This is a genomic window from Microbulbifer sp. NBRC 101763, from assembly GCF_040371615.1.
Lineage (GTDB): Bacteria > Pseudomonadota > Gammaproteobacteria > Pseudomonadales > Cellvibrionaceae > Microbulbifer > Microbulbifer variabilis.
This window is the reverse complement of sequence record NZ_BAABQV010000002.1, coordinates 126,120-141,409: the sequence shown is the minus strand read 5'-3', so window position 1 is coordinate 141,409 and position 15,290 is coordinate 126,120. Positions and strand designations below refer to the sequence as shown.

The 15,290-nt window shown below is 48.8% G+C and carries 9 protein-coding genes; 7 read left to right on the top strand and 2 right to left on the bottom strand.

Translation table 11 applies throughout. The features are described 5' to 3' along the window. Window positions 1-205: 205 nt before the first annotated feature. From aptA to ABWV76_RS05950, 5 genes are all read left to right on the top strand, one after another. Window positions 206-1,546 (top strand): omega-aminotransferase AptA, encoded by a 1,341-nt coding sequence (gene aptA, locus ABWV76_RS05970; protein ID WP_020414230.1) that lies wholly within the window; start codon window positions 206-208, stop codon window positions 1,544-1,546. A gap of 223 nt (window positions 1,547-1,769) precedes the next feature. Continuing rightward, the gene (gene pepN / locus ABWV76_RS05965; RefSeq protein ID WP_020414229.1) at window positions 1,770-4,454 is read left to right on the top strand and encodes an aminopeptidase N; all 2,685 of its coding nucleotides are present in this window, start codon (window positions 1,770-1,772) and stop codon (window positions 4,452-4,454) included. 155 nt (window positions 4,455-4,609) lie between these two features. Then, window positions 4,610-5,071 carry a GNAT family N-acetyltransferase gene (locus ABWV76_RS05960; RefSeq protein WP_020414228.1) on the top strand — a complete coding sequence of 154 codons (462 nt, stop codon included), beginning with the start codon at window positions 4,610-4,612 and terminating at the stop codon, window positions 5,069-5,071. A 49-nt stretch (window positions 5,072-5,120) separates the two neighbouring features. Then, the gene (locus ABWV76_RS05955; protein ID WP_020414227.1) at window positions 5,121-6,149 is read left to right on the top strand and encodes a Kelch repeat-containing protein; all 1,029 of its coding nucleotides are present in this window, start codon (window positions 5,121-5,123) and stop codon (window positions 6,147-6,149) included. Window positions 6,150-6,182: 33 nt separating this feature from the next. Then, the gene (locus ABWV76_RS05950; protein ID WP_020414226.1) at window positions 6,183-6,557 is read left to right on the top strand and encodes a RidA family protein; all 375 of its coding nucleotides are present in this window, start codon (window positions 6,183-6,185) and stop codon (window positions 6,555-6,557) included. A 27-nt stretch (window positions 6,558-6,584) separates the two neighbouring features. On the opposite strand, the gene ABWV76_RS05945 is transcribed toward ABWV76_RS05950, so the two are convergent. Further along, the gene (locus ABWV76_RS05945) at window positions 6,585-8,780 is read right to left on the bottom strand and encodes a transporter substrate-binding domain-containing protein (RefSeq protein WP_353375526.1); all 2,196 of its coding nucleotides are present in this window, start codon (window positions 8,778-8,780) and stop codon (window positions 6,585-6,587) included. Window positions 8,781-9,014: 234 nt separating this feature from the next. Further along, entirely contained in the window at window positions 9,015-10,517 is a 1,503-nt protein-coding gene (locus tag ABWV76_RS05940; RefSeq protein WP_353375525.1) for a hypothetical protein, read from the bottom strand. Between the two features lie 327 nt (window positions 10,518-10,844). Here ABWV76_RS05940 and ABWV76_RS05935 point away from each other — a divergent pair, with 327 nt between their 5' ends. After that, a complete protein-coding gene (locus ABWV76_RS05935) occupies window positions 10,845-12,395 on the top strand; it encodes a CocE/NonD family hydrolase (RefSeq protein WP_020414223.1) in 1,551 nt (516 codons plus the stop codon). Between the two features lie 137 nt (window positions 12,396-12,532). Further along, on the top strand, window positions 12,533-15,265 hold the full coding sequence (locus ABWV76_RS05930) for a M1 family metallopeptidase (RefSeq protein WP_353375524.1): 2,733 nt from the start codon (window positions 12,533-12,535) through the stop codon (window positions 15,263-15,265). Window positions 15,266-15,290: the final 25 nt, after the last annotated feature.

Genomic DNA, 15,290 nt, shown 5'->3' with positions numbered 1-15,290 from the left:
GATCTTTTACTTCCCTGCAACACCTGCCCCCCCTAACCTCCCAGTAGTGCCTCCCAGCGGCAATCAAGCCCTACCCCACCACGCCCATACTCCAAACCTTTCTTAATAGCGTCCGCTTATGAAACTAAAGTTAGTTTCAGGCAATTTATTAAATAGAAAATTTGGTCCAGAATTAATTTAATAGAGCAGAAGTCGGAAAATAAAAATGAACGACAAACTCGCAGGGCTAACCCAGACACAACTCGATTCCCATTGGATGCCCTACACAGGCAACCGTCAATTTAAACGGGATCCCCGAATAATCATTGCTGCTGAGGGCTGTTACTTCACCAGTGCCGATGGTCGTCCAATCTTTGATGGGCTCTCGGGGCTTTGGACTTGTGGCGCTGGACACAATCGTCCAGAGATTACCGAGGCAATTAATCGCCAACTAAAAACTCTCGACTATGCCCCTGCATTTCAGTTTGGCCACCCTTTATCTTTTCAACTAGCTGAGCGAATCACCCAATTTATGCCTGTGGGCCTGAACCGTATTTTTTTTACTAATTCGGGCTCAGAATCAGCAGAAACTTCATTGAAAATTGCTCGCGCCTATTGGCGCAAAAGGGGCTTAGCGGCAAAAACCAAGCTTATCGGTCGGATAAAAGGCTATCACGGGGTTAATTTCGGTGGAATCAGCGTGGGTGGTATAGGTGCCAATCGGGCAATGTTTGGCCCCACACTCGATTCCGACCATTTGTCACATACCCTTTTGCCAGATAACCGCTTTTGCCGTGGACAGCCACAACAGGGATCACATTTAGCTGATGAGTTACTCGATTTAATTGCCCTGCACGATGCCAGCAATATAGCAGCGGTAATTGTTGAGCCTATGGCCGGCTCGGCCGGTGTACTTCCACCCCCTGAGGGCTATTTGCAACGCCTGCGCGATATCTGCAACGAACACCAGATATTGTTGATTTTTGATGAGGTTATCACCGCCTTTGGCAGAATGGGGACAGCCACTGGAGCCGAGTTTTTCGGGGTTGTGCCGGATATTCTGAATACCGCTAAACAGCTTACCAATGGCGCTTTTCCTATGGGTGCCGTCGCAGTACAGCAGGGTATATACGATACATTTATGGAAAAAGCGGGGCCAGACTATCAACTTGAATTACCCCATGGTTACACTTACTCAGGCCACCCTGTAGCCTGTGCCTCTGCGCTGGCAACTTTGAATATCCTCAAGCAGGAGGACCTGTTCAAACGGTCCGCCGAACTTGCTTATGAGCTTGAGAAGTATATTCACCAGCTCAAAGGACTCCCCCTGATCCATGATATCCGCAATTGCGGACTGGCCGCGGGCCTAACCATTCAACCTGCTCCTGGTGAGCCTCTACTGCACCCCTTTCGAATTGCGATGAAAATGTGGAGTAAGGGCTTCTATATCCGCTATGGAGGAGACACGATTCAACTGGGAATGCCTTTCATTTCCAGTAGCGAGGAAATCGATGGTTTAGTCAATGCCCTAGCAGAATCCATCCTCGAAGTAGCCAATGGCAAATAGCCCTTTCTCAACATTGACCTTATTCCTCATCAGCCTACCGCACAAGTCCGACACCTCAGCGCACAACCCTGGCTGCTGGAACTGTAATAACTACCCCCCTTGTACAATGACATTTGGCGCTCCCAAAAAAAATTTGGCCCTAGCTATATCACACATGCTGGAATGAGCGGAACACCTACTATTAGTAAAACAAAAGCAACAAAAAGTAAGACGTGAGAATACAATGATCAAAACCAGTAAGCTGATGCCGCCCAAGCTCACTGCTGCTCTGCTATGCACAGCTATACTGGCCGCCTGCGGCCAGGAATCCAGCACTTTACAAGCACAGAAGGAAACTACTTATGTGCCGGTACACAGGGCCAATATATCGGGCCTCTCTGAAGAATATGCCAAATTACGTAAACAACAGGTGGTCGAGGTTGATTACCGCTTGAGTGTCAACCTGGATGGTACTGGTGAAAGTTATTTTGGTACCGTACACGCTGATATCCAGTTCAAAAAAGCTTTACAGCAGCCTCTCACTATTGATTTTGCCGGTGGTAAAGTCGAATCGGTAAAAGTTGATGGCAAAGAAACTCCGTTCGAATATAACGGCCACTTCATTACCGTTCCCATATTGCACCTGCCAAATCGACAGCACGCAATTACAGTGAACTATCAACACCCCTATTCCAATAATGGCTCCGGACTACACCGCTTCGAAGATCCAAAAGATGGCAAAGTCTATATGTATACTGACTTTGAGCCCTATGATGCCAACCGGCTTTTCCCACACTTCGATCAACCAAATCTAAAAGCTCGTTACACTCTGGATGTTACTGCTCCAAAAGACTGGGTAGTTATCAGCGCGGAGAGGGAAAGTCGAGTAGAGGAGCAAGGAGAGCTGAAGCATTGGTTTTTCCCTCAGTCGCAAAAATTTTCCTCCTATATTTTTTCTCTTCATGCAGGCCCATACCATATCTGGGAAGATGATGCTGCCGGCATACCACTACGCCTGATGGCCCGCCAAAGCCTGGCAGAGTATGTTAAAACCGAAGATTGGTTTACTTTTACCAAGCAATCCTTTGAGTTCTTCCAGCCATATTTTGAAATAGATTACCCTTTCAAAAAATACGACCAGATCCTTGTTCCTGACTTTAACGCCGGTGCCATGGAAAACGTAGGTTCAGTTACTTTTAATGACGCCTATGTTTCACGCGGGGAAAAAACCCAGGCACAGCGTATGGGCCTGGCAAATGTCATTGCCCATGAGCTGGCTCACCAATGGTTTGGCAACCTGGTAACCATGAACTGGTGGGATGATCTATGGCTCAATGAGAGTTTCGCCACTTATATGGCTAACCTGGCCCTGGCGGAGAACAGTGAGTTTACCAATGCCTGGGAGAATTTTTATCTGGGTACCAAACAGTGGGCCTACCACTCAGATCAACGCCCCACCACCCACGCTATCCAGCTGCCCGTCAAGAATACTGATGAAGCCTTTGCCAACTTCGATGGTATTACCTACGGTAAAGGTGGCTCGGTGTTGAAGCAGCTACCCTACTATCTGGGAAAAGAGGAGTTCCGTAAAGGGGTCAGCAATTACCTGAAAGAGCTCTCCTACCAAAACTCAACACTTGACGACTTCATGGGGCATCTGGGAAAAGCCTCCGGGGTTAATTTAGATATCTGGCAACAGCAATGGCTTTACCAAGCTGGTCTCAATACCATCGAGGCCAGCTTTCAATGTGAAAATAACCAGATTAGTCATTTGACCCTCACTCAGACTGCACCGCAAGAGTATCCCACCTTACGAGAACAGCGTACGCAACTTGGCCTCTATCGTATGGATGGCGAAAATATGAAGCGCTTCGCCACCTTGCCAGTACTATATAGTGGTGCCAAAACTAATGTGGAAGATGCCAAAGGGCTGCCCTGCCCGCAAATTCTCTACCCCAATGAGGGGGACTGGGCTTTTGTGAAAGTAAATCTGGATTCGGTAACGCTGAAGAATATGGCTCAGCATATTAATGCTATCCAGCAGCCTTTTGCTCGTCTTATGATGTGGCAAAGTCTGTTTGATAGCACTTATGATACAAAACTTCCTTTAGATGAATATATCAGCTTTATTATCAGCAATGGCGCAGTGGAACAGGATATTAACGCCATCCGGCTCAATGCCCGCTATTTAAGTTTTGTCTACAGCTACCTTAACCAAATTCCGGTCGGAAAAGAGCGCCGCAACGAACTACAACAGGCGATCGAAGACTTTGTCTGGACACAACTTCAAAAAGCGGCCAGCAGTAGTGACCAGCAGAAAGTTTGGTTTGATACTTTTACCAATGTAGCCCACTCTAATGCAGCACTGGATAATGCCAAACAGTTGTTAATGGGGGAGCTCTCCGTTAAAGGTTTAAAACTAGATCCAGATATGCGCTGGGAACTAATAAGCTTGCAGAACCGTTATCTTTTTGCCGACTATGAAAAAGCCATTGCCCGAGAGTTGAAACAAGACAACTCTGACCGATCAAAGCTCAATGCTATAGCGGCTGAAGCCGTTAGGCCCTCACCGGCAGTTAAACAGAAATGGTTAGATAATTTGATCCTAAATAGAGATAAGTTCAAGTTGAGCGAACTTCGTACAGCCACTTCATCTCTGTTTACCTCAGAACAGATTGAGCTTTTCAACACTAATAGCGAACGAATATTTTCAGCTTTAGATCAGATCAATAATGAAGATTCCTCAGAGTTAATTAGTATCTATGCATATATGCTCCCCCTTATGTGCTCGAAAGAAGGCGCCCAAAAACTTAGCGATACTCTGAAGGAAAAACAACAGCTCAAACCTACGCTGGTCAAGGCATTAAAAAATCATCGCTATACCAGCGAGCGTTGCATCAAAATGGGGCAGGCTTTAGTAAAACGGTAGCAAGGTTGACCCTAATCACACAACTTGCCAGCTAAAATTATTTTAAGGGCTCTCAGAGCCCTTTTTTATTCAATTGGATTATCGAACTGATATAAAATTAGTCCTCAGCTTATATCTAGCGGTACACTCCCTGAAAAAGGTAAGGGATTTCAGGTATGAAAATTTTTGTAGAAAAAGATAATCTTGTTGATGGAGCTATTGCTAAGCTCTTGAACTCTCACCTACAGGAAATGTATAGGCACTCCCCAGCTGAAAGTGTTCATGCATTGGACCCAAAAGCCTTGCAGGATTCAACCATTACCTTCTGGAGTGCACGTATTAATGGAACTCTGGCCGGATGTGGAGCCCTCAAGGAAATCGCACAATTCCAAGGGGAGTTAAAATCGATGAAAACTAGTCAGTCCTTCCTGCGTATTGGAGTTGCCAAGGCAGTACTGGAAGAAATACTTAAAGAAGCCAGGCTTCGGAGCTATAAAGAAGTTAAGCTGGAAACCGGAAGCGGCGCAGCATTTGCACCCGCAGTGGCACTTTACCAGCGGTATGGTTTTGAGCCTTGTGCACCGTTTGCCAACTATAAAAGAGACCCGCACAGCTTGTTTTTCTGTAAAAAATTATAAATACCATTATCTATTAATAATAATTATGCCTATTTCCAGAAGAGATTTTTTGAAACTCACAGGATTTTCACCTCTGGTGTTTGCTGGGATCAGTGTTGACAACTCATTAGCAAATGAGAAATCAATTCCTTTTTTAAGTCAAATGCCCGGGCTGAAAACGCCTATACAAGAAATTTATCCCGCCGTCTTCAATAATGAAATCTATGTTGCCGGTGGCTTTATTCCGTCAACCACTCCCGCTTTTTTCGGCCTTTCTCCGTCAGAGGAGAACTACATTTTTTCCCCTAAACTGCAAAAATGGCGAACTGGACCATCACTTCCCGCTCCGAGGCACCACCTCGGCATGGCCAGTAACTCAAAATACCTATACGCTATTGGTGGATTCACTGGAAAAAAAGGGAACGCCTGGCAGCCCCAAAAGACTGTTTGGAGGCTATCCGAGGCAAAAGAGCAGTGGAGCTCTGCACCATCACTTCCAGTACCAATAGCGGAAAGTGTGCATGTCTCACTCTTGGAGAAAATCCATGTTATTGGTGGAAAGTCCCCCAATTCTGAATCCAAAAACCGAGACAGCAAAAAGCACTATCTATTAGTTGATAATAAACACTGGGAAACAGCGGCACCCCCAAGTATCAATAGGAACTCAGCAGCAGGTGCAGGTCTCAATAACAGAATTTATGTTGTGGGTGGTCGGCAGGTTGGCGACAGCACAAAAAAAGCTAAAAATCTTTCGTATTTTGAAGTTTATGACTCCAATCTTGACAAATGGGAAAAGATAAGGCCATTGCCACAAGCACTTGCTGGTCTTACTGCAACGCCACTTAACGGAAAAATCGTCGTTACCGGAGGTGAGGCATTTGGCCCTAATGGCAACTGGAAGACAGGTACGGTATCCAGTGCTATTTGGATCTATGATCCACTCAGCGATCAGTGGGGTAAAGAAGCGAAACTCAATGAAACACGTCATGGTCATGGCGCCGCTACTATAGGTAACAACCTCTATATTATTGGCGGCGCCGCCAAAGTAGGCCCACAGGATACACTTGGTTCCATGGTAAAATTGAGCTGGAGAGAATAACTGATTTTATCACTAGATCCCGAAGGAAGAACTATGTTAAGTAGAAGAGATTACCCTTTCCTACCAAAACCAAAAGGCCCAATGACTCATGCAGTCATTCATGAAAAGAGTCTTTATATCTCCGGCCTTACGGCCATGGGCACTGACGCTCAGGCTGAAGACTTAACTGAGCAAATACGAGAAATTCTCTCTCAATTAAAAAAAGTTCTGGATTATGAAGGGCTTACTAAGTCAGACCTAATTAAGCTTACAATTTTTATAAAAGAGATAGACAAATTAGGTATAATCCGAGAGGAGTTATTTTCTTTTTATGACAGTCACTATCCCGCCTGCTCATTGGTAGAGGTTTCCAATCTGGTGCATGCAGACCTTAAAATAGAAATTGAAGCGGTAGCAGCAATAGCATAAACCGTTCTGCGGGGAGGTCAGGGGCTGCTATTGTGTATCCATATAGTACTGGTTACGCTCAACACCTAGGTACCCAATATATCTGTCCCTGATTTCCCGCACATAATTTACCGGCTCCCTACCACGCACATAGCCAAATCGACTGCTTCGATAATACTCAGGTTGAGACAAAAGTAGCATGGCCTCCTCAACGTGCCCAAACCACTGGTTAGGGTCCAGTTCCAGCCTCTGGGCAAGATTTCTGGCATCTCTCACATGACCATGGCCCGCATTATAGGAAGCCAGGGTGAAATAGATTTTCTGGTCGAGAGGTAGGTTTTGCGGGAAGCGATCATCCAGCCAATCCAGGTAGGATACACCTGCTCGGATGCCATTTTCCGGATCATATAAATTACCAATACCCAGCTGGCGGGCTGTACGAGGAAGTACCTGCATCAACCCCTGAGCCCCAGCAAATGAACGTGCCTGAGGATTAAATTGGCTTTCCTGATACATTTGCGCGACCACCATTCGCCAGTCGCGGTCGGTATTTTGAGTATATTTTTGCACTATAGGATCAAATGGCGATAATACATCCGTGCTGCGCAGGCGCTGTCCCTGATGCTTAAGGATACGCTTCTGTTCTTTAAAATACTTGTTAAAGGTAACATTGAAAAACAGGTCACGATTATGTTTTTCTAAGAACGTATTCAAGTGCTCCAATAACACCGGTTGCTTAGCACGAACAGCCCAAGCGATATCGCGATCACCAGGAAGTTCGCCGACTACTCTAAAATCGTTACGATAAGTGCTTTCAATTGCCACGAGATGTGAATCGACAACAGTGTAGGGGAAAGCTCCGCTGGCCACAGAATCAATGAGAAATTCCGTTGTAACGCCTTCAATACGTTTTATCTGTAGTGGAAGCAGCTCCTGTGCATGCTGTTTTTGCAGTAATTTCACCAGGCTATCGTGATAACTGGTTTGCGGATTTACCGCCACTATCTGCCCGGCCAGCAACTCCTCCAGTGTCAAGTTGTTATTTTCACTTGCGCCCTGGGAACCGGCCACCAACAACTCCTTGACTGCCATAACTGGTCGGGAAAATACTAACCCCTGTTGACGCCGACCCTCAGTAATTGTGAGAGATGCTGCAATCATATCTCCCATTCCTGCCTGTAGCGCATCAGCTAGGTCCATATCCGGATCTGGCACTATCATGCTGAGACGCAGCTTATGATCACGGGCAAATTTCTTCAGTAAATCATAATCGAACCCCATTAATTCACCGCGCCAAATAAAGTAAGAGGCGGGATGATTACGAGTGAGCACTCTCAAGGTTCCACTCTCCAGGATCTCCTGCCAATCACGCAGAGCCTGCTCCCTCTTCTGGCTGGCCAATACCAATTCAGCCGTAAAAAATTCATTCAGTTCTCGACGGAGGGCCACAGAATCACGTCGCACCGCCCAGGCGATAGCTCGTTCAGAGTTGAGCTTGGAACTACTGGTCAGTTGTGGATAAGCTGGAAGAAACGCATTAACCTGGTTGCTGTCAATGACAGTCGCCTGATATCTCCCCTCGGCTACGGCGGTTAGCAGCTCTTCATGCTCTACCGGGCCATCCAGATAGGTAACTTTATAATTCTGCGCATCCTCGCTATGAATCAACGTCTCAGCAAAGGCGCTGCCACGCCTCACAGCAACCTGTAATGGCCTATTCGGCACGGGTTGTAACCCATTATCCCGCCGGGTTACCAATAACTCACTGACAAACTGCAGGGGGCGTGTAAAGGAAACCACAGCCTTTCGCTCCTGCGTTCGGGAAAAATTGCTGGCAATGACATCGCCACGACCTTCAATAAGTGCCGGAATCAGTTGCGCGAAGTTGTCCACATACACCCATTGAGGTTGAAGGCCCCGACTGTGGGCAAACTTTTCCGCTAACTCCCTCCATTCACTCATAGGTAGCCCAATACGCGGCAGCGAGCCCTCTTGGGGCCCCCTCGGCGCAAGCAGACGCAGGACGCCTCTCTCCTTCAAAGCAGGCATATCCCCCAGGTCTACATAGTTTTCAAAAACCGGAGCTTCTACCAGCTGTGTTTGCTGCTGATTTGGCGCAGGCTGTTGGGAAATTGCCAGATCAGTGTCGGCAGTGTCATCGACAGAGGCCTGTCGCTGCTCACAACCTAAAAGCAGAAATAGTGAGGTCAGTAAAAGGAAAATAAAAAGCAATCTTCTTTGCACAGTGCACCTTTTAGCTTTTATTAGGCATCGTACTACGCTTCCTGCGCGCTGCAGTTTGCGCTTCGCCATCTGGAGCGGCCGCTGTTAGGTAAATCGTACCAGCTTAGGGTGAAAGATCCCCCCAAAAAAAAGCCCGGCAAACTCAATTGCCGGGCAAATATACGTTGGCGAATGTAGGTTGTCTCTTACACGGAGTGACAAGCCCTCTCTTATTCGATGAGCCTCTTATTTTTATTAGATGGATTTAGGTTTGCCCTGTAGCTCCGCCAATCTCATTTTTATTTGTCTGTTCTCATCCTCATCAGGGAGTTCGAACATCAGCGGTTTTGCCACTTTCGCAAAGTACTCCGCATCTTTCTGTTGGTATAGCTCTTCAGCCAGCCACTGGGCAATATGCAGCTCACGAGGTGCACGAATATAGGCCTGCTCCAGCTTTTCCAAATACTCTTCCCGGGGGTAACCCAGCATTTCCATAGCCATTGCCAGGCCGAACCAATGGGAGGCATTTTCCGGTTCTTTGTCTACCAGGTATTTAAATTCCTCACGGGATTTTTTCAGACTGCGAAGGTCACGCGCATGGTTTGGAACTGTAGCCTGTTGGTTAACCGTCAACCACGCGTGCGCACTCAAGTACCAGGGCTGCTGGCGATCGCTGCGAGGCACACTGGCGAGTAAGTGGCTGGCTTGGGGGAAATCCCCTATGCGCAGATCCGCACTGGCTTTAATAGCGGCCAGTTGGGTGCTGTAAATGCCGGCGTGGTACGCATAGGAAAGAAGGTCATCCAGGGCCTGCAGGTTGTAACCAGACTGGGCGATAAACCCGGCCAGGATATTCACGGATTCACGCTTGGGCAGACGTTTGACTTTAGGCTTGGCCTCTTTGAAGTGCGCGGGGATTTCACCACTAACCACTTCATATTCACCAGAATCGAACGCGGCAACATATGCTTTTTCAAGCTCTTTAACCGACATGCCCAGGGCCTTCTCCAGTGATTTCACCGGGTCAGCGCCGTCGTTATAGGCTTTGACGAACTGCTTAAATTCTTCCGACTTATCTCCCTCCATCATCAGCCAGTGGGACAAGAGCCAACCGCTGGCATACACATCGGCTTTCTCCTCGGCATCGGTGTTATAAACAGTTGCACGCAAGAGCCTATCCAGGGGCATCAGGCCTGCATACATCAAGGTTTGAGCGCGTTCCTGCGGGATTTCACCCAGCTCATAGCGGCCTTTCTTGGGGAAAGACATGGTTGCCATAAACTCGGCAAAGCCCTCGCTGTACCAATAGGGGAAATGGATGGTATTGCCGTTATAGGAAAGGAAGTGGGTGTACTCGTGGAAAAGGAATTCACGGGCCTTAAGTTGCTTCTTTATGCTGCGGCCATCCAGATTCACCAGGGCATAGCTACCTTCGGCGGAAGTATCGAACAAGCCGTTAGTCATTTCAGCTAGTTCAGCACCCACCAATCCAGCATAAGTATCCCTGTCCCCCGCCGCATAAATGGTGAGTTTTGGGGTATTTGGATCTACCTCCAGAAGCTCTGTAGCCACTGCGCGATAGCGTTCCAGGTCAGCGACCAGGGTCTTTACCGCTTTGGGATCACCATCGGTAATGACTCGAAAATTTTCACTATCCACTTCATACCAAATTTCCTCCCCCAGGTAGCGGGGAGCAGCATTGGCGGTCAGTACAAATCCGAAACAAAGTACTAAAAAAACAGCTGCGCGAGAAACCATAGTTCGGGCCACCAGTCGTTGTTAATGAAGCCCTCCATGGTCAAATAGTGAAGCCCATACACTACCGCTTTTAATTGATTAAAAAAAGAACAATTTGATCACAAAACATCACCTTTCATGTTTTTTTGTGACTTGCCGGACAGGGTATTCAGTAGTCAAGTTGCAGAAAAACTGGAGGGGATAACGACAAACTAAGAGACAAACGTCTCAATTTTGGCCCTTCTGGCATACAAATAGAGGACAAGCTTCTATATATTGCGCTGTTGACCATTTTCTAAAAAATGGTCAAAAAAATAATAATTAATCTGCTTTGATGAGAGAAACATAATGAAAACTGCACCACTACTGGCGCTGCTTGGCGGCGCCTTGATGTCAGCCCATGCCTGGTCGGCACCCGAATATATTTCCGATCTGGATATTACCTCTTTTGATGGAACTGTACTCGATGCCAATTTGTTTGTGCCTGAAACCCCAGCACCTGCAGAGGGCTACCCCACCGTCATCTTCACCAACAGCTGGGGCCTTGAGAAACGCCAATATCATTTCCAGGCCAAAGAGCTCGCAGAGAATGGCTATCTGGTATTGAGCTACTCCACTCGTGGCTTTGGCCACTCGGGCGGCCTGGTAGACGTAGCCGGGGAGAACAGTATTGCCGATGTTGGTGTTCTGATCGACTGGTTAGAATCCAATTATTCTGTAGGTAAGCTGGGAATGGCCGGTATTTCCTATGGAGGTGGCATTTCCCTGCTAAGCGCGGCACAAGACCCTCGGATTGATGCGGTAGCTGCCCTGTCCGGTTGGGCCGACGTAGTTGAAGCCCTCTACCCCAATGAGACCGTTAACCTGGTTTGGGGTAGCTTGCTTGTTACTACTGCTTTCGACAAAGAAGCTGAACTGGAACAGGTCTGGGATGACCTCCGAAGCGGTCAGAATTTGGAGCAGGTCATCGAGTTCGGTGCCAAACGTTCGGCTATCAGCTACATCGACCAATTGAACAAAAACGGCACCGCAGTGCTGGTATCTAATAACTTTGCCGATTATCTGTTTAAGCCCAACAGCATGACTGACTTTTACTCCCTGCTTGAGGGCCCCAAAAAGCTGATGCTGAATCCTGGCACCCACGCCATTACCGAGACCCTCTCTGGCAACGATGGCCATATATGGTCCACCAGCTTCCGCTGGTTCGATCACCACCTGAAAGGCGAAGACAACGGCATCAACCGCGAGCCTAAAGTGGATATGACAGTCCGCATCAGTAATGAGCTGGAGCACTATGAAGACTATCCGGTAACCCAGGAGAGCACCACTTGGTATCTGCAACCACGCTTCACCATGTTTAACAGTGGCAGTATGGAGAGCGGCAAGTACGATGGCTGGAGCTGGAGTAATGAATTCCACGGGGGCTGGGATACCTTTGCTGGTACCGGTATCCCATTGATTTCCGATGCCCTCGAAGGTTTTGGTATCCCAGTGTACGCGCCAATGATGGCGATCAACGGTTACTATGCCATTGAGTACAAGTCACCAAGACAATCAGAAACCCTGCAAATCCGCGGTGCTCCTAAGCTGGAAATGTGGATTGAACCCAGTAAGGAAGAGGTTCAACTCAACGTACACCTCTACGATGTCAGCCTCTTTGGCCTTGGCCGCCTGATCACCCATGCACCAATTACAGTGCGTACCGACCAGCCCGGCAAGAAGCAAAAAATCGAAGTTGAGTTATTTACTACCAGCTATAACGTACCTGCCGGCCACCGTGTAGTTATGGCCATTGATACCCAGGGCCCTATCTATAAGAAACCGGAAGACACCAACTACACCATCACAGTGCCTTATAGCAGCAGTAAGGTTTCCAGCCTGACAGTTCCGCACCTGTAAGAAACCCTCCCGCAACAAGCCCGGCAGATCTCCCGGCCGGGCTTTTTTCTCGCTGTTGATCAAACCACTTCAGCACTAGGCGTATTTTTCGCCAAACCGTTACAATGGCCTCTTTTTAGGCAAAGTACCCTCTCCCTATGAACAAGAAGATACCACTTGCCCTGGTGGCCGCGACTTTACTGTCTGTAGCCGGCTGCAATCCAGAAGAAAAGGCCGCGCAAAAACCCGAACTGCAGACCAGCACCTCGGCTGTAACCTTGGACTTGAGTGATGCCCCAGAGGGCAAATTGCCACAGGGAGTGAGCCCCACCGCCTACCGGCTAGACCTCAACCTGGACCCTCGCCAGGATTCCTTTAGCGGCAGTGTCGCTATCGATATCCAGCTGGCCAAGGCTGCCAACCATATCTGGCTACATGGCAATAACCTCGGTGTAAGTGTGATTAAGGCACAGTTGACTGATGGGCGCGAAGTCGCAGCTCAATATCGCCAGGTACTAGACAGCGGTGTGGCCGCTATCGAATTTGCCGAACTGTTACCCGCCGGCGAGTTCACACTGCTTATTGACTACAGTGCCGACTTTGATCGCAACCTGGCGGGCTTGTTTAAGGTTGAGGAGCAGGGCAGCGCCTATGTCCTGGCCAAGTCCGAGTCGATCCAGGCGCGCAAGTACCTGCCTGGCTTTGACGAGCCAGGCCTCAAGGCGACCTTCTCTGTCAGCCTGACTGTACCTGAAGGCTATGCCGCTATTAGTAATGGGCCCGAGCTAAAACGTGAAGCCGCTGGTGAAGGCATGGAGAAGGTGACTTTTGCTGCTACGCCCCCCATGTCCACCTACTTGCTGTCTCTATCGGTAGGGCCCTTCGATATCGTCGAGCGCCCGGCCATACCACCGAGTAAATATCGCAAAGAGCCTATTCCACTACGTGGTTTTGCCCGCCAGGGCCGTGGTGGCGATATGAATTATATCCTCGATATCACCCCCGAAATGGTGGAAACCTTCGAGAACCAACTACAACGCCCTTACCCCTTCAAGAAACTCGACATCATCGCAGCACCCCAATGGCCCAGTGGTGCTACCGAGTTATCTGCCGCCATCACCTATCGCGAACAGCGCATTCTGGTAGGTGATAATCCCGCCCCCGGTGCCCGCCTGGCCCTGGTGGAGGTACATGCCCATGAAATCGCCCATATGTGGTTTGGCAACCAGGTAACTCCGCCCTGGTGGGACGACTTGTGGTTGAAAGAAGGGTTTGCCACCTGGGGAGAACCTTTGGTGTTGCGTATTATGGAGCCGGGAGGTGGCCACGACCTGAATGCCGCGACTTACGCCATTGGCGCTATGCAGCTGGATTCCCTGGCTAGTACTCGCGCTATTCGCGAACCGGTGACTGACAACAACAATATCCGTAACGCCTATGACTCCATCACCTATTCAAAGAGTCTCGGTGTGATCAATATGGTGGACAGCTATTTTGGAGCTGAGCGTTTTCGTCCAGCCCTGGGGCGCTACCTGGAAACCTTTAGTGATGGGGAAGCGGACTCGCCATCCTTCTACAAAGTTATTGGCGAAGAGACCAATACTCCAGAACTGACAGAGGCTTTCCGCAGTTTCGTTGAGCAAAAGGGTGTACCTCAGCTGGAGCTGTTGCTGGATTGCACAACTCCGTCCCAGGCAAAACTGCATGTAAGCCAAAGCCGCTACAAAGCCCTGGGCTCTCCCATTGAAGAGACCGGGCAAAAGTGGAACATCCCATTCTGCTTCAGCAGTGCCGGCAGTGAACAGCAATGCCAGATACTGACCCGCAAAGAGGAAACCCTGGATATTGCCGTCAATACCTGCCCGAGCTGGGTAATGCCGAACGCCCAGGGCAGCGGGTATTATCGCTGGAACTTGCCTGAAGCCCAGTGGCAGGCCCTGCTCGAACATTTTGCAGAATTCGCCCCCACCGAACAGCTGTCCATTATCGACAGCGCCTTTGCTGCCTTCGAGGCCGGAAAACTGCCAGCAGCTCAGTTACTTGAAGTTGTACGCCAATCTGCAAGAGTAGAAAAACGGCAGGTCATCACCTTGCCACTAAACTACCTGCGCAAGTATCGGGAGAGCTACTTGGGTGAAGTGCAGCACTCTGCATTCCTAAACTTTGCTCAAAACCTGTATTTACCGCTACTAAACAACAGTGCCAACAGCGCTGAACCCGATCAGCAAATGCTGCACAGTGAACTGCTCGGCTTTATGGCATTGGTCGCTGGCGATCCAGATACGCGCAAGCAGTTAGTGGATAAAGCCACTGCATTCACCGGTTACAAAACAACCCGCGACCCTGAAGCGCTGGACTCCGACCTCTATGGTCCTGCGTTGACCGTAGCCGTACAGGATGCTGGTGATGACTTTTTGTCGCACTTGATCAAAGTACGCGGCGTGTTGGATGATCCGCGCTTCGAGAATGCCAGCGCCAGTGCCATTGGCAGTAGTGACAGTCCCTCGCAATTAGAAGTCGTGCAAAAGTTGGCCCTCAGCGAAGAAATGGGACCCCGTGAAACCTTCACATTGATTCAGTACTCCCTGGCCCAACCTGAGGTACAAGAACAAAACTGGCAGTGGCTGCGCGATAACTTTGACAAGGTTGTGGATAAAATTCCGGCCCAAATTCGTCGCCGCACCCCGGCTTTTGCTGGCGTTTTCTGTGATGCAAAACGCTTGCAGGAATTACAGCAGTTGTTTGCTCAACACGGCGCTCTCACTCCCGGTTACCAACGCAGCCTGGCACAGACAGAAGAGCGTATACAGCTGTGTATGGCACTGGAGAAAAAAGGGCAGTCCTTAATGGAAGCTTTGCCGAGGTCAGTGGGCCTCGCCCAAAATATCTGATACAGCTGCGCTAATTTATATTGCG